The organism is Roseateles sp. AC306 (assembly GCF_979253795.1).
Genome location: NZ_CEEDEB010000019.1, coordinates 30,568 through 46,458, shown reverse-complemented (window position 1 = coordinate 46,458; position 15,891 = coordinate 30,568). Strand labels below are relative to the sequence as shown.

11 protein-coding genes are annotated in these 15,891 nt (G+C 61.6%); all 11 read right to left on the bottom strand.

The annotated features are described in order from the left end of the window. Positions 1-4: 4 nt before the first annotated feature. The 11 genes from AC0IZJ_RS25485 to AC0IZJ_RS25435 all read right to left on the bottom strand — a co-directional run bounded on the left by AC0IZJ_RS25485 (position 5) and on the right by AC0IZJ_RS25435 (position 15,890). Entirely contained in the window at positions 5-1,984 is a 1,980-nt protein-coding gene (locus AC0IZJ_RS25485) for a type VI secretion system Vgr family protein (RefSeq protein WP_471854579.1), read from the bottom strand. 50 nt (positions 1,985-2,034) lie between these two features. Further along, positions 2,035-2,517 (bottom strand): hypothetical protein, encoded by a 483-nt coding sequence (locus tag AC0IZJ_RS25480; protein WP_471854577.1) that lies wholly within the window; start codon positions 2,515-2,517, stop codon positions 2,035-2,037. A gap of 89 nt (positions 2,518-2,606) precedes the next feature. Continuing rightward, on the bottom strand, positions 2,607-5,237 hold the full coding sequence (gene tssH / locus AC0IZJ_RS25475; protein ID WP_471854576.1) for a type VI secretion system ATPase TssH: 2,631 nt from the start codon (positions 5,235-5,237) through the stop codon (positions 2,607-2,609). Next, positions 5,221-6,297: a type VI secretion system baseplate subunit TssG gene (tssG, locus tag AC0IZJ_RS25470; protein ID WP_471854574.1), complete on the bottom strand. Its 1,077-nt coding sequence runs from the start codon at positions 6,295-6,297 to the stop codon at positions 5,221-5,223. Before tssG ends, tssH begins: the two co-directional genes overlap by 17 nt. 28 nt (positions 6,298-6,325) lie before the next feature. After that, positions 6,326-8,203 (bottom strand): type VI secretion system baseplate subunit TssF, encoded by a 1,878-nt coding sequence (gene tssF / locus AC0IZJ_RS25465; protein WP_471854571.1) that lies wholly within the window; start codon positions 8,201-8,203, stop codon positions 6,326-6,328. Positions 8,204-8,209: 6 nt separating this feature from the next. After that, positions 8,210-8,722: a type VI secretion system baseplate subunit TssE gene (locus AC0IZJ_RS25460; protein WP_471854569.1), complete on the bottom strand. Its 513-nt coding sequence runs from the start codon at positions 8,720-8,722 to the stop codon at positions 8,210-8,212. A gap of 55 nt (positions 8,723-8,777) precedes the next feature. After that, positions 8,778-9,272 carry an Hcp family type VI secretion system effector gene (locus tag AC0IZJ_RS25455; RefSeq protein WP_471854567.1) on the bottom strand — a complete coding sequence of 165 codons (495 nt, stop codon included), beginning with the start codon at positions 9,270-9,272 and terminating at the stop codon, positions 8,778-8,780. Between the two features lie 33 nt (positions 9,273-9,305). After that, on the bottom strand, positions 9,306-10,784 hold the full coding sequence (tssC, locus tag AC0IZJ_RS25450) for a type VI secretion system contractile sheath large subunit (RefSeq protein WP_471854565.1): 1,479 nt from the start codon (positions 10,782-10,784) through the stop codon (positions 9,306-9,308). A 10-nt stretch (positions 10,785-10,794) separates the two neighbouring features. Next, positions 10,795-11,304, bottom strand: a complete 510-nt coding sequence (tssB, locus tag AC0IZJ_RS25445; protein ID WP_471854564.1) for a type VI secretion system contractile sheath small subunit — start codon at positions 11,302-11,304, stop codon at positions 10,795-10,797. A 153-nt stretch (positions 11,305-11,457) separates the two neighbouring features. Further along, positions 11,458-12,420, bottom strand: a complete 963-nt coding sequence (locus tag AC0IZJ_RS25440) for a type VI secretion system protein TssA (protein WP_471854563.1) — start codon at positions 12,418-12,420, stop codon at positions 11,458-11,460. Positions 12,421-12,437: 17 nt separating this feature from the next. Further along, complete coding sequence (locus tag AC0IZJ_RS25435; protein WP_471854560.1) at positions 12,438-15,890, bottom strand: type VI secretion protein IcmF/TssM N-terminal domain-containing protein; 3,453 nt, start codon at positions 15,888-15,890, stop codon at positions 12,438-12,440. Position 15,891: the final 1 nt, after the last annotated feature.

The window sequence follows — 15,891 nt, the reverse complement described above, 5'->3', positions numbered from 1 at the left end:
ACAGCTACGACATCTTTACGAAGGGCGAGCCACGCGCGGCAGCTTCCTTCATGCGCTTGGCCATCGCACGCTGCTCGGATGAGCTCTCGCCGCCCTTGCCATCACGTGCCTGCATGGGCAGTTTCGCTGCCGCGGGCGATTGAGCACTGCCTGCCGAACCACCACTGTTGATCTTGACCATCGGGCCGTCGATGGTTACGCCTGCAGGCCCGAGAACGATGGTGCTAGCGCCGGCCTTCAGCGAAATCTGCTGCCCGGCTTCGATGACGATCGTGGTGCCCGCCTTCAGCGACACGGTCGTACCTGCAGAGGCAGCGAGGCCAGCGCCGAGTTTGACGTTGGCGTCCTGTTTGACGGACATGGCCAGCATGCCGCCCACGGTGAGGTGGTAGTCGGCCTTGGTCTGCTCGAAGCGGTCCTTCTCCACCAGTTCATGCTGCTCGCCCTGCACCAGCAGCTTCTGGTCGTGCTTGACGCGCAACTCGTGATCGCGCTCGGCGTGCAGGTAGACCAGCTCGGAGCCCTTGCGGTCGTCCAGCCGCAACTCGTTGAACCCGCCGCCGCCCTTGCTGGAGTTGGTTTTGACACCCGTCACCGTGGCATCAGCGGGTAGGTCGTAGGGCGTGCGCTGCGCGGCGTTGTAGACGCCCGCCACCACCACCGGGCGATCCGGATCACCGTACAGGAAGTCGATCAACACCTCCTGGCCGATGCGGGGAGTGGCCAGAAATCCCCAACCCTTGCCAGCCACCGACTGCGCCACGCGCATCCAGTATGAACTGCGTTCGTTGGACGTGCCGCGCCGGTCCCAGTGGAACTGCACACGTACCCGGCCGTACTTGTCGGTGTGGATCTCCTCGCCACTCGGGCCGACCACCACACCCGACTGCAAGCCGCGGATGTTCGGGCGTGGCGTCTGACGCAATGGCCGGAACGGCACGGCCTTGGGCAGGCATTCGAAGGTGTTCTCGTAGCTGTCCTGGGTCTCGTCGTCCAGGTTGTTCATCGCGTGGTGGCGGACACGGCAAATCAGGAACTCGTCGTTGTACGCGCGCACCGGGTGAGCCTGCAGCTTGAACACGGCGCCTGGCGCAAAACCGCGGCAATTGCCACTGCCGGACATGCGCTCGAAGTGCGCCTCCTCGCTTTCCATCCTGACTCGGGCCGCGTCTTCGCCTGCCGAGCGGTCGCCAAACCCGCCCGGGAAGTTGAAATGCTCCAGCTTGTCGTTGGGGCCGGCCTTGGCGACGGTAGCCGTCACCACGCTCATGTCGCTGTCGGGCTTCTCAAAGTTGTAGTCGTCCAGGGCCCATCGGCCGGCACGCATGGCCTGCCGGTGCACCCAGGCAGAGACTGTGTCGGCGTCGTCCGTGGCGCCGCCAATCCTTTGGTACTTCACAGACGAGGGGGTGGTCGGTGGGTGCACCGTCGACGTATCACCGATCACCAGCGTGTGCTTGCCGCGCTTGTGCTCAAAGAAATAGTGAAGGCCCGACTGTTCGAGCAGTCGGCTCACGAACGCGAACGACGACTCCTCGTACTGCACGCAGTATTCGTGCGGCTTGGGCGTGCCCGACAGCCGCATCTCGTAATCCGAGAAGCCCAGATCACCAAAGATCGCATTCAAGATGTCGGGCGTAGACTTGTTTTGAAAGATGCGCGAATCGGTGTTCTGCGTCAGGAACCACAGCCACGGCACGAGTTCGGCGCGGTAGCGATAGCCGGCATCGACAGACGACTCGCGCTCGAAGCGTCGTACGTAGCCCGACCAGAACCTTGCCTTGCCGTTACTCAGTGTGATCTCGAGCGTAGCCTCCTTTCCCAGCAGATCCTTGTGGAAGATGTTGTCGCGCTCGGAGATCAGATCGACCTCGACGCTGTACAGATCAGACAGCGCTTCCTCTGCCACCATGCGCTGCGGGAAAAGGCGATCACCCACTGGGGAGTGGAACTTCAGCAGGCGGTTGTCTTGCTTCAGAAACATATTCTAATGAATCGCGGTGTGGTTTGAATTGGAGGACCCAACCAACTCAATCACCGGCTTCGTAGCTGCGGATACATATTCTCAATTAAGCACTGATTGGTTCCACGGTAGACGCGGATCGCCTTGCGTCGATTTGCCTGAAACTGGGGGCTGGGGTGATAGAAAACGACGAGGGCAAGGCCACTACTACCGACTGGCACATGCTGGACCCAGATTGTTCCGCCGTAGTTTCGTACAAACTTCCAAGAGTTCTCATCCGACCAGTTTCCAACGATTTGCTGCCCCAATAGCTGAATCTTTTGGTCCTTGTACTCGGCGCGCACCTTGTCGAGACCTGTCGCGCGCATCGCCATTACTTCGTGATTGACGAGTCCCCAAAAAGCGGCCAACGTCGCTCCCGCCCAACCTGGCAATCCAAGCAAACGCAAACCGAATCCCAGGACAGTTGACTTTGCTAGGCTGTCAACCTGTTCCTTAACGTAGGCGTCTCGTTTTTGCGAGAGGGCTATATCTTCCTCAGTATCCGTAGACATGAACTTAACTCCTTCGCGATCCGGCAAACAACTCTAAAGCACACTCCACTGTCGGTGGCTAAACGGGCGTCATTGTGTAGACCCTTTAGTCATACAATCTCGTAGTGCAGGGATCGATGGACATCGACCAGCACACGAATCGAATCCAAAGCCTCTCCGTCAGCCATCCGTTGCAGCAAGACTCCACTGAGTTCCGGCAACAGCCCTGCGGCAAGAATGTTGTCGATGTTCCTAGCCCCACTGGCCAACTCATTGCACCGCGCTTTTATCTCATCGACCAGATCGTCCGCATAAACAAACCGCGCGCTGTGGTTCGCCTCGAACCGCTTGCGAATCTTCTCGAGTTTGAGTCGAACTATCTTCTTCAGGTCGTCGTCGCGCAGCGGGTAATATGGGATCACAGCCAACCGTCCGAGGAAAGCAGGCTTGAAGATGTTCTCCAATTCCGGGCGGATGATCTCGTTGAGTGACTCGACGCTCGGCAGTTCGTCGGCCTCAGAGCACACGCGCATCATCGTGTCAGTGGCGGCGTTTGAGGTTAGCAGGATGATCGTGTTCTTGAAGTCGATCTCCCGCCCCTCGCCGTCTTCCAAAACGCCCTTGTCGAACACCTGGAAGAAGAGCTCCAACACATCGGGGTGCGCCTTTTCCACCTCGTCGAGCAGCAGCACGCTGTAGGGCCGGCGCCTGATGGCTTCCGTTAACACCCCACCCTCGCCGTACCCCACATAGCCCGGTGGCGAGCCCTTGAGGCTGGAGACGGTGTGCGCCTCCTGGTACTCGGACATGTTGATGGTGATGATGTTGCGCTCGCCGCCATACAACGCATCCGCCAAGGCCAATCCCGTCTCGGTCTTGCCGACGCCGCTGGTGCCCACCAGCAGGAACACGCCCTTGGGCTTAGACGGGTCCTCCAGGTTGGCGCGCGCCGTGCGGATGCGCTGGGCAATGGCTTCCAGCGCATGCGGCTGGCCGATCACCCGCTGCTCCAGCCGATCCTTGAGCGAAAGCACGGCGCGGATTTCGTCGCCGACCATCTTGCCAACGGGCACACCCGTCCAGGCGGCGATGACCTGTGCCACTGTGTTGCCGTCGACGAAGGCCTGCACGAGCGGCGCGTTGTTCTGAACCTCCCGCAATTGCGCCTTTAGTGCGGAGAGCCCGGCAACGGCTTCTGCCTTCTTGTGCTCGTCAGCCACTGCGTCCACCGCGCGGTCTGCCTCGATGATCTGGTCGACGAGTGCCCTCTCCTTCTCCCAGCGTGCCGTCAAGTCCGCAAGGGTAGTCCGTGCCCCGGCGAGTTCAGCCGTGAGCCGTATGATTTGCTCGGCGTGGTCGGCACCCTTTTCCTGCTCCCTTTGCAGCGAGCCAATCGCGGACTCCAGCCCGTCGATCTGTCGCGTCGTGTCTTCCACCGACGCCGGGGTCGATGTCTGCCCAATCCTGATGCGCGCGCAGGCAGTGTCCAGCACGCTGACCGCTTTGTCCGGCAGTTGGCGGGCGGGGATGTAGCGGTGGCTCAGGTACACGGCCTGCTCGACCGCCTCCTGGAGGATGCTGATTTGGTGGTGCTTCTCCATCGCCGTGACGACGCCGCGGAGCATCAAACGCGCCCGCGCTTCGTCGGGCTCGTCGACCTTGACCACCTGGAAGCGGCGCGCCAGTGCAGCGTCCTTCTCGAAGTACTTCTTGTACTCCGACCACGTCGTGGCTGCGATGGTGCGCATCTCGCCACGCGCCAGCGCTGGCTTGAGAAGGTTGGCGGCGTCGTTCTGGCCGGCGGCGCCGCCCGCGCCGATGAGGGTGTGCGCCTCGTCGATGAAGACGATCATGGGCTTCGGGCTTGACTTCACCTCGTCGATCACGCCCCGAAGGCGGTTCTCGAACTCGCCCTTCACGCTCGCACCCGCCTGCAAGAGGCCCAGATCCAGCGAGACGAGCTCGACGTCGCGCAGGGCAGGTGGCACATCGCCAGCGGCAATCCGCAATGCGAGGCCCTCGACAACTGCCGTCTTGCCCACGCCAGGCTCGCCGGTAAGGATGGGGTTGTTCTGCCGGCGGCGCGTGAGTATGTCGACCATCTGCCGGATCTCGGGATCTCGGCCCAACACCAGATCGAGCTGGCCCTCGCGGGCTCGCGTGGTGAGATTGACGGTGTACTGTTCCAGGATGCTGCCGCCGCGGCCCGTTTTCTTGGCGGCAGGCGACGCAGCCGTGTCGGCGCTCTGCTTGGCCGCCTGCTGCGACTCGGCGCTCGATGCAGTGGCCGCATCCAGGTCGGATCGCAGCTTCTCGACCGACACACCTTCGAACTCGGGCACCATGGCCAACGCCAGGCGTGACAGTTGCGGATCGTCCAGCAGCGCAAGCAGGATGTGACCCGTACGAATGCGGTTGCTGTCGAAGGCAATCGAAGCCTCGAGCCAGGCACGCTCGAGCAGCCGCGGTATCCAGGTCGAGAACGTGGGCCGGCGCGCGCTGCCGGACTCGAGATCGTCCAAGCCCTTGGCTAGACGGCGTTCGACGCGAGATCGATCGATCGCCAGATGCTTCAGCAGTGCCGACCAATCCGTGTTCTCAGCCTCGACGAGTGTCATCAGGAAGTGCTCGATGTCGATCTCAGCATGAGATCGCCCCTGGCATAGCTCGACTGCCTGCTCCAATGCGACGCGGGCCACCGGCGTCATGCGCGCGACGAGCGCCTTAAGGTTGGATGCCATCATTGCTCCCATTGCGTTCTGTGCGCCAGAGAAATCTCAGGTCGTCCGGATCTTCGTCCAGCGGCTTCAGCGCAAGCCAGGCGTTCAGGCCGAGTTGGCGACCCTGCGGCCCCAACACAAACGCGCCCGGGCCAGCGGCGTCATGCACGCCCTGCCGATCACGGACTAGCCGACATTCGATGTCCAGGTTGCCACCAAACAGCAGGCGCGCCAGCGTCTGCAACTGCTGGTGGGCTGGACGGCCCGGCAGGAAGGCTTCGTAGGCATCGGGTGCCAATGGGCCCACACGAATGCCAACACCAGCACTGCGCGAATGCACAGCGGTACCGAGCACGAACTCGCCGCAAAGCCCGTGGTTGCTCTTGCCGAGCCGGGTTTGGTACCGTGCTTCGATTGGTTCCCAGGAGGCCAGACACGGCTCCACTGTTACCTGCGCTCCAACCCATTGTCCGAGCACTTGCCCTGCAGCCAGACAGCTCACCGGTTGCCGACTCAGCAACCCGGCAAAGTGCGCGAGGGTCGTCGTGGCGAAGTCGCTGTCCGGCAACATCTGCGGGTCGACCCCCGCCAGCGCCAACAGGTAGAAGGCCAGTTCGTCGTCGGAGCCCTGCTCGGGACCGAGGCACAGATGGCTCTTGCGCCAGGCCTCCCAGAACAGGGCCACAGCGCGGTCGTTGAAAAGGTCGAGAAACCCTCGCGTGCCCTCTTGCACTTCCGGCTCAGCACTCGCCAGTGCCACCGAGTACGACACCGGCAATACGCCCTGCGGCCCGGTGAGCCCCATGAAGTTGACTACGACGTCATAGGCCGGTTGGCTGCCGTCGTGAACGACGGCGATATCGGCCAACTCGGAAGGCGGAAAACTCAATGAGACCTGGGCGCGAAAATGAATGTCCTGCGGGGCACTTGCATCGTCTGCCCTAGATGGATCGTTGCGGATCGACTGTTTGAGTACGCGTATCGCCTGGAAGAATCCGAACTCGTGCGAATGCGACAACAGCCTGTCCAACAGATCCTTCCGTGACCGGCCGGTCGCGCCGCGGGCCTGCAGCATGTCCATTGCGGGGGAGTCTGTGGTCATGGTCGATCTACACGAGGGTTCGCTCGCCAGCACGAGCCTCGAACCGGCGCGTCACGCGCTGTGAGCGCGCATCGGACACCGCAAACTCGACGTAGGTGTTTGCGGCGGCATGCAGCGCCAGGAAACGGTGCAAAACGGTCGAGAAAAGGTACGTGCCCCGGCCTTGGAACGCATCCTCGTTGAGTTGGACCTCGACGCGCGTGCCGCGCACAAACGCGCTGCGTTGCGGCGGACCGACCCGGACCGAACACGGCTCGGATTCGACGGCCACAATCCCGTCGATCATCGACTGCGCAGAGTCGGACTCGCCGGTGTTGTAGAGCCGGAGGACTTGACGAAGTGCCGGTGCCGTGGCAAGGGCGGTGTGGTTGAGGTTGAGCGCCGTGATCATCTGCCACAACTGTCGGCCGTCATTGGACGGCGCAGCGTTGTGCGTTGGCCCAACAACAAATCGAATCGCGCTGACGAAGACGCCGCCTTCCGCGAGCTTCAGGTCGCCCCGTCCGCTTATGTCGGCCCGGATGTAGCTTGGCAGGTCGCGATTGGTGCACCACATGTCGATACTCAACGTCTCCTTTGCCAATGACGCAGGCATCAAATCGCGATCGATCAATCTCAAGAACAGCGTCGTGGCGCCCTGCTCGGACGCAAGGTCCGGGCGCCTGTTGGTCGCCCAGTACACCTGGTCGCGCGCGTCGCGACCTGCACGCAGAGAGAACAGGGGCAGGTACTCGCGGGTCTTGTGTACGTCGGATCGCGCCTCCTCACGAATGCCCACCACGCTCTTGATGGCATACGGTTCGAGCCAGCGGCTTTCAGTGCGACGATCCGGATGAATGGCGTACTCAAACTGCTGCCCACCGATGCGAAGCCCGTCGACATGCCGCTCAAAAACATTGACCACGGGCGTGCAGCCAGTCAGCAGCGAGGACGCAGACACACTGGCTGCAAAGCGCCGGATGGACTCCTGAGTACCTTCCAACTGCAGCCCGACCACCAGCTCGAATGATCGAGCACTCTCGTCGAGCATGGGAATGCCGGTGACGTCAACAAAGAGAAACTTTTCTGGCAGAGCAAAGTAGTCCAGCAAGGTCTGATGGCCCAGCGAGACCCGCGCGTCCACCGGCACCAACGATTCGTCAGCGTCGAAACCCACGGGAACGATGCAATTGGGACTTCGCTCGACGACGCGCTGGCCGATGCCGGCGACGTGCCAGCGCACACTCGTGACTGCCGAGCAAAGCAACTCGTGCAGCCTGTATCTCGACTCGCCAGCAACATGAAGCCGCATCCGCTTGAGCGGCAGCGTTTGCGGCGCAACGCCGTCTATCAAAGCGAAGCGCATCCGCAGCACGGCCGTTGTCGAGGCTCCCAAGCCGCTGATGGAGCTTTCAGTGGCAGGTTCGCAACTGACATCCTTAACGACGACAGGCCATAGATCAACCGGGTACACGGTGCGGAACTCGCACACTTGGTCATCGATACGCTGCGTTGTAAGGAGGTGGGCTCCGCGTTCGATGGTCTGGCCTGTCGTGAGCCCAGCCTTGGGGTCCAGTTCAAAACACGCAATGCCCAGAGAGGGCATTGGCCGAAGAAAGTTTGGGTAGAGGCACCCAAGCAGGGTCTGCGTGAACTCGGGGAAGTCATCCTCGATGCGCTTGCGCGTTCTCGCGGCAATAAACGCAAACGACTCGAGCAGGCGCTCGATGTGAGGGTCGTCGCAAACATCGTCACGAAACCCCAGCCGCGCAGCCAGGTGCGGCTGCTGGCGCGCGAACGCCTTGCCCCGTTGCCGCAGAAAGGTGAGTTCCTCCTCGTAGAACGGCAACAAGCTGGCCAGCAAGCGGTCGGGCTGCGCGCGGTCGTCGTCGTCGGCGTGCGACATGTGGTCCTAGCCCTTCGAACTGATGCGGTGCTGCAGGTCGGTGGACTGCACTTCGGCATCGAACTCGACGTCGAGAGTGCGGTCGGGCGGCAAGCGCAGATCAGCTGCGATTCGCAGGTGCATCGAATGCGAGCCAAGCGGCGCAGCCTTGCCGCCAGGGCCGGCTGCCCAACGAGGGTCGATATCGAGTTCGACTCGCACATTGGTCATACGCCGATCGAACTCCTCGATAACCGTTTCGTACCAGGTCTGAAGCGCCACGATTCGCTCGCGGTTGGCCAGGTCACCTACTGGGAGACCAGGGTGACCGAAGCAGACGACCGACTGGGCCGCCTGCGGATATCCCATGTCTCTTACGGTTTCACCGGTCGCGCAGGAGGTGTTCAGCAGCATCTCCAGGTCGCGCGCAACGGACCGTCGGTAGGTGTCCACGTCATAGCGGCTGGACACGCGCAAATCCCCATAAGGATCAAAAAGCCTGTCCCACAGACTTGGGACGTACTCCTGCGCGCCGGCCATGTTGGATCTACCCTAAGAAACAGTCGAGAATGTCGGGACACCGAGGTCACGACTGCTACTTGGCCATCTTGTTGGCCAGACGATCCCAGCCAAAGTCAACCGTGCCAGAACCCGAGGCACCCTTGCGCTTCTGCACGGAGTAAACCATCTTGATCTTGGCGTAGTTGAGCGCGATTGACTCGATGGGGTACTCCTCGGACTGCTTGGCGTCGCCGCCGCGGCCGACGGATGTGACCATCACGTCCTCCAGCGTGTACTCCATGTACTTGCTCTTCTCACCACCCGAGCGGCAGATCTCCATGGTCACCTTGTCGAAATGCTTGCCGGTGCACACGGCTTCAAACAGCTTTGGGCTTGCGCGATCGAGGAAATGCGTGAAGTGGAAGTCTTGCAGGTTCGGGCGCCCTGCCGATGCTCCCCCTGGCGCCATGTTGACCGAGGACATCGAGACACCGATGCCGTAGTTCAACACGGTGATCCAGTCCTTGTGTTTGTCGTCCGGACTCTCGCCATCGATTCCTTCGAACTTGATGTAGGCGTCAAAAGACATTTGCAATTCCTCCGGTGTGGTTGAAGAGGCTGGTTAGGGCTTGGTAGCCGGGGTTTCTGCGACGAGGCTGAGGTCTGCTGTCAACTCGTCCAACTGATAGTGGGGCCTGAGAAAAACTTTCGCTTGATACGCGCCAGGGCGCCCGGGAACCTCGGTCACGATGACCTCGGTCTTGCGGAAGGGCTTCTCCGCCTTTCGCTCGTGCGGGGCGCTGTCGTCGAGAAGCGTGTAGTTGGCGAGCCAGTCGGTCAGCCGATCGGCAACCTGCTTGGCCGAGGCGAACTGGCCGATTGACTGCCGCATCGTCACCCCCATCAGGTGCGCCACCCGCGACATGGCGAGGGTGTACTGCAGCTGAGCCGACAAGTAGGCATTCGCGTTGGCGTCGTCTTTCGTGTACTTCGGCGGTTTGAACACGGACTGCGTCGAGAAGAACGCTGCAAAGTCGCTGCCCTTTGAAAAGATGAGAGGGATGAACCCAAGTTTGCTCAATTCAACGTCGCGCGAGTCATTGATTGGAATCTCGGTGGGGCACTTCTGCACCGTGTCGCCCTTGTCCGTCTTGAACACGTGGGACGGCAAGTTCTCCACCTTGCCGCCACCCTTTGGGCCACGGATCGCCGCGCACCATCCGTGCTGCGCGAAGGCGTCCGTGATGCGGCCTGCCATCGAGTACGCACTGTTGACCCACAGGTAGCGGCTGTGATCTTTGCCCGTCACCGCCTCGGTAAAGCGAAACGATTGAGCGCCAAGGCTATCCTGGTCATACGGAAGCCGCCCAAGAACTCGGGGCAAGGTCAAGCCGACATAGCGTGCGTCGTCACTCTGCCGGAAACTGCGCCACGTCGCGAATTGCTCGCTTTCCTGCAAAACCGTTAGATCTGGCGGATCGAGAAGCTCTGTATAGGACTTGAGTCCGACCAGCGTAGGCGCCGCCGCCGAGATAAAGGGTGCATGGGCGATTGAAGCCACCGATGCAATGCCTTTCAGCAAAGACATGTCGTTGGCAGTCCTGCCGAATTCGTAGTCGCCCACGATCAAGCCATAGGGCTCTGCGCCGAACTGACCGATGCCGTCGTTGACGACCTTCTTGTACAACGCCGTCTGATTGAGATAGCCCGCGTTGTCAGCGAAGTCGGCTTGAAGTTCCTGCTTGGTGCAAGTGAGAACCTTGATCTTGAGAGACTCGCCAACCTCGGATCCCGTGACAAGTTGATGGAGCCCTCTCCAACGTCCTTCTAGTTCCTGGAACTCTGGCGCATGCAGAACCTCGGACAACTGGGCAGACAACTGCTCATCCAGGTCCGCAATCAGCCGGTCAATCTCATGGATCGCGGTGCCGTCGATCTTGTTGCCCAATCGATCGACAAACTCGTCGATCAACTCCGCGACGCCCGAGCGCTCCTTCGAGTCAGTTGCCCCGTAAGCATCGAGCAGCCTATCGAGCACGTTGTCCTGCTCCAGCTCTTTGGCCGGCGCAGGTGAGGAAGATTTGTCTTGCGGTTGATTCATGATCGCCCCCCTACTTCTGACCAGACTCGAGTTCGCGCTTGAGCTGTTGGATGCCCCTTTCATCCTTCAGCACCTCCTGCAGGAGCTTTCGCCAGTCGCTGTTACCCGACAAGCGGCTGCGCAGCTCTTTCAGTCTCGCGCGAGCCTTGTGCAACTCGTTGAGCTCGGGAACTTTTGTCACCACCTCGTCAGGAGTAAGGTCACTGAACCTCTCGAACGTCAACTTCACCTTAAGCTTGGAGCCGTCGTCTTGCAGTCGGTTGGGCACCTCGGCCTCGATCGCGGGCTGCATCCCTCTCATCACATCGTCAAACGTATCTGGCCTGACGTTGACGAACGCGCGATCGGCCACGCTGTCCGACATGGTGCTGGCATTGCCACGGAAGTTTCCCACGACACCGACGACGAAGGGGACTTCCTCCTCGGTGTATGCGTCACCTTCATAGACACGACTCACTAGATTCACTCGGCCCGGTCTGTTGCGAAGGTTCTTGGCTTGCGACGAATCACTTGACGCCATGTTGATCTCCTAGTTGATGGCACGAAACTTGTGGCTTGCCGCACTGACTTGAAACATCGTTGTTCCCAGAAGTGAGGCAATGCTAGGTGTCAACCCAGCCGCGGTACATATGCTGTTGGTGCAGTCTTTCGATATCGCTAACGCCATATATGGCTACTCCTCGCTCGGCACCGCAGGTGCGGGGATGCCTAGCCGCTCACGCAGGCGACTGAGCACATCTGCGTCTGGAATGACCTCGGCAAGCCACTGCTCGAGAGGTTGATTCGCCCACCGAATCGCCTGCTCTACGAGCGGGGCAACCGGGCTGTGTGGTTCGATACGACGAAACAAGAGCGCAACCTCGCGCAACTGATGAATTGCCGTCTCTCGGTCGAAGGTCGCATTGCTCATGTTGGTCAGTGCCTCCGGGAGCCTGGGCGAGTCGGATGGCCGACCCGTCGGGGCGGCTGCCAGCATTGAGGACGAAGGCGCCCGACCATCACCACGAGCGCTACCGGGGCCATCGGCAGCGGTGGCTGCGCGCAACGCGAAAATCGGTGCGAGCGCCTCTTTGCATTTGGTAAGAGCAAGCGGGTGGTCCTGCAATACCCAGCAATCGACAGCCGTGCGTTGCAGTTCATCAATGCGCAAGCTCAGAAGGGTTGACGTTGCTCCGTCGCCGCCTACGACCGCCGCACCTGCCGTGCGGATAAGCGCCTCAACACATTCGCCCAACTTCTTGTCTAGGTTCGCCAGGGCCAACAGGCGTGGCCGAACGTCGCCCGTTCGCGTCCTTGGATGAAGATCGGCCCCGAAAGTCTTGACCAATCCCGCCGCCAACTCTGCGACCCAGGCAAGCCCACTGAGTCCATCGAGCTCCGCTTCGATCCGCGCGAGAACGTTCAGTAGCCTTAAGTCCTTCGACTCCTCCTTGAGCATCCCCACTGCCAGCGCCTGGGCCTTCCTCCAATCGGCCTGCTTGCGGTCGGCGCGCGTCCAGACCCGATCGTCGCGTGAGGGGTCGTCCGCCCGCAGGGCTTCCTCGACATGGAGAAACGTCTCGGACTCTGTATACGTGACTCCGCACCCGTCCGCATGTTTCGTGACGGGTTTGAGCAGTGAGTGCACTTCGATCATCTGTACGCGCCTGTACCTTAAAGACTCAGAATCTGCGTGGGAATCTGATCTGCTGCCCTGCTTGATGACAAGTAGGCTGCGAAATCAGCTGTCGGTGACACAGACAGATGGATTCGAACGGTCTCCGCATCCAAGAGCTTGAGGCGGCCGTCCAGCGTCTGCCATTGCTCGGGCGTGTAGAACCGCCGGAAATCACTCACTGCAAACGTATGGCTGCCATCCTTGAACTCTTGAACGAGGGCCTGAAAGCCCTCCTTCCCGGCGTAAACACGTGTAAGCCGAGCAGGGTCACCAGGTTGAGTTGAACTCCGATCCCGATCTGGAAGAGAAACCCTCAGTCTTGCCTCGGGGCACAGGGCGGCCGACCATTGCACCAACACGCGCGCCTCGGACGCAGTCTCTGCGTTTGATCGAACACTCCACTGCCGGTCTCGGCAATCGATCTCCAGCGTCGAACCCCCAGCCCCCTCGGGCAACGAGCCCACGGAACTCGGATGCATGAACTGGAACGCCCCTACGCTGACCGCCTGATCGCCTGCGGCCAGCGAGCTCGAACTGACCTGCGAGATCAACGCCTGGAAAGCGCTCGACAACGGCAACGACACGCCGGCAAGGGCTACAGGCTGCCCATCTGTCTCAGATACGAATGGCTTGAGATACTCGGCGCGGAACGAGGCGAGTCGGCCCTGCGGCCCACCCAATCTGGCCCCACGTTCCTCAGGCTGCAAGTTGCTCAAAGGAAGCACGACTGAGTCTGACCAACGTCGCTGGATGAATTCCGCAGCACGGGTGACGGTCACGTGAAGGAGGAGTTGCACAGGACCACGGACAATCGACCATGCCTCAATGTCCTGCGCAGTCATCATCGGGGCAGATGACTCCGGCGCATTGCTCGTGGCGGCCAGGGCCTCTACCCAGTCACGCGCGATCGGAATGGTTGCCTGACCTTTCGTCCGGAAGAGTTCTGAGGCCACTTCATAGGCTTCCGCGTAACCCTTGTCACCCTTCAATCTAAGGATGGCCCCATGAACTCTTGTCTTGACCTGCGCAGACACGCCGTCACGCGACTCGTGCAGTGCCACCAGCCACAAAGGGGCGGGCGCAGATTTATACAGGCTTGCGCTGGAGGCCAACCTCACCTGGCTCCACACCGTGCTTGGAGCGCGCATTGGGGCGTTGCGCACTTGTTCGATGGCAGCGATGGCACGCGTGCGCCAGGGTAGAACGACGGGCAAGTCATATAAGTGTAGGCTGATGACGCGGTCAAGCTTGTCGTACGGTTGCTGCTCAATGGCAGACTGCAACATGCCGTCCGACGAGCCCCGCCAGTAGCGCACACCGTCACGCTGAAAGCGTCCCAGGAAACGCGCCCACGCGTCGAAGTAATCCCTGCGATATTCGGCAAAGAACTTGTCCGCCAACACTCGTTCGCCATCGCCCAAGGCCGAGGCCTGGCCGTGCAGCGCTCGCACAGCATGCAGCCATACAGGTGCGGTGTAAGTCACCGCAATGGACGATTGATCGCCCTGCTCGGCGGCGCTCGAGCCTGCAGCCGGGCTTGACCAGAAATCGCCAAGCGCATAAGCCGGCTGCAAGCTCTCGCCCCATCGGCGTAGGTCCGCCGCCGTGGGCAGGCCGCGTCGCACCATCTGAGCGAGCAAGCTACGCAAGCGGTTTGCCTCCGCCTCATGCGCTGCGGGATTGAGCCAGCGCGCCTGGCCCGCCAGTGCAAACACGAGGTCGTCGTCGGACGCGACCGTGTGGCGCGCGTCAACGCCGACGCTCCGCAATGCCTTGCCAATGCCCAGCTTCAAGCTGGCAAGGATCTGATCTTCGCAATCGGCGGAGGCCACGCGACACATGTCCAACAACAACAGTCGCTGAGACACCGCGAAGACCGACTGCACGTCCGTTTTTCCAGTGGCCAGCAGGTGTTCAACATGTCGGTCGTGGGGTGCCAGCACACCCAGAGACACCGATGCGGCAAGACGTTCAACTAGGTGCTCGTGGCCCCGCGCGAGCACGAACTTCAGTGAGGCGCCAAGTCGGGTGTCCATCGATTCGACCTTGGCGAGAGCGCGTCCGCACTGAACGCCCCACGCAAGAGTGACTTGGCCCGCGGCTGCCTCCGCACAGGCTCCTGCAACGGCGGACTCAACCTGTCGGTTCGCCTGCACCAACTCGGCTGCTGCGTGACCAACGCCAAGTGACGCCGCCACCACCACAAGCAGTCCGGTAGAAGCCCCCAGCATGGTGCGCTGAAGGCTACCGCGACCCCGCCTCGCAGCCGGCTGGTCCGCCGGCAGCAGACGCTCCATCAGCGTCTCGATGAATGCGACGCGCTCACCCGTGGCGACGAAGTAGACCCCCCCGATTCTTGGCACGTATTGGCCTGGCGCAGGCGCAACCAGTGCTCTGGCCACCGACATCAGCCCCGCCTCGCACCGCGCCATGGCGTTGCCGAACGCATATACGCCTGCGCGAGACGGTAGCGGCAGCGCGGTCTCCAGGAGAGCGGCCACGGCGGCGCGCGTCTGCGTTGCCACACTCCGCACCGCGTCAGCAACTTCTGGGAGGCCTGCCCTGAGAGTGCCCTCGTCGTTCAAGGTGAACCGCTGACCCAACGGTCCCGCACGCCAATGATCGGGAATCGCGTCGAGAAACGAGCCTGCACCGTCAGCGCCCTCAACGCCGGGAATCACAAGGTAGACCGGTAGATCCGCGTCGAGGTGCCGCGTTGCCTCGTCCACCAGCCTGCGCAGGCGGATGCCCGCTTCAGCAGCTTGCGACTCAGAGGCCGAAACGATGGCCCACGGCAGTACCAACACGATCCCATTGAGGGGCATCAGCGGTCGATGCTCTCGCAACAAAAACAATGCGCGATGCCAAAGTCGGCGTGGTGTCAGCGCCTCGGGCCCACAAACAGCATCTGCCTTCATCTCCACGAGCACCGTGCGCCGTGCCGACCACCATTGCCACCATGTCTGAGGTTGCGTCTTCAGGGATGGAGGGGCCTGGGTCTGCGCCGCCTTTCCGACGGCCCGCAGGAAGGCGTCATTCGCCGAGGCGTCGGGGCCAACAACCAGCAACCATGGCACGCGATACAAGTCAGACGTAGGCGTCGAGCCGAGCTGCACACAAGCGCTCTCGATTGACCCTCCAAGCCGCTCCGAAGGGACGGCCTCCAGCGTTGGATCTGCCGCTCCAAGCTCCCCGGGGAGCGCAGCGCGGGCGCGCCCGCGGCCGGCTCTGGCGGCCCCGCGCATGAACCACCAAACCGCGACGCCGATCAGGGCTGCTGCAGCCAACAGGCGCCACAAGACGTCCGAGACCGCTCCCAACGAGAACCGGACCAACTCGATAAACAACCATGCCAGCACGACCGCGACGATCACGGCAAAGATGAGCCGCCAGCGCGGCCCCGACGGGTCAAACAACGTCTTCAGCTTTGAGCGCAGACCGAGGGTCACG

Coding starts and splice junctions, on each gene's coding strand:
- AC0IZJ_RS25440 (WP_471854563.1), bottom strand. CDS start 12,420: ATGATCGAAGTGCACTCACTGCTCAAACCCGTCACGAAACATGCGGAC.
- AC0IZJ_RS25485 (WP_471854579.1), bottom strand. CDS start 1,984: ATGTTTCTGAAGCAAGACAACCGCCTGCTGAAGTTCCACTCCCCAGTG.
- tssH (WP_471854576.1), bottom strand. CDS start 5,237: ATGGCATCCAACCTTAAGGCGCTCGTCGCGCGCATGACGCCGGTGGCC.
- tssF (WP_471854571.1), bottom strand. CDS start 8,203: ATGTCGCACGCCGACGACGACGACCGCGCGCAGCCCGACCGCTTGCTG.
- AC0IZJ_RS25460 (WP_471854569.1), bottom strand. CDS start 8,722: ATGGCCGGCGCGCAGGAGTACGTCCCAAGTCTGTGGGACAGGCTTTTT.
- AC0IZJ_RS25455 (WP_471854567.1), bottom strand. CDS start 9,272: ATGTCTTTTGACGCCTACATCAAGTTCGAAGGAATCGATGGCGAGAGT.
- tssB (WP_471854564.1), bottom strand. CDS start 11,304: ATGGCGTCAAGTGATTCGTCGCAAGCCAAGAACCTTCGCAACAGACCG.
- tssG (WP_471854574.1), bottom strand. CDS start 6,297: ATGGACATGCTGCAGGCCCGCGGCGCGACCGGCCGGTCACGGAAGGAT.
- tssC (WP_471854565.1), bottom strand. CDS start 10,784: ATGAATCAACCGCAAGACAAATCTTCCTCACCTGCGCCGGCCAAAGAG.
- AC0IZJ_RS25480 (WP_471854577.1), bottom strand. CDS start 2,517: ATGTCTACGGATACTGAGGAAGATATAGCCCTCTCGCAAAAACGAGAC.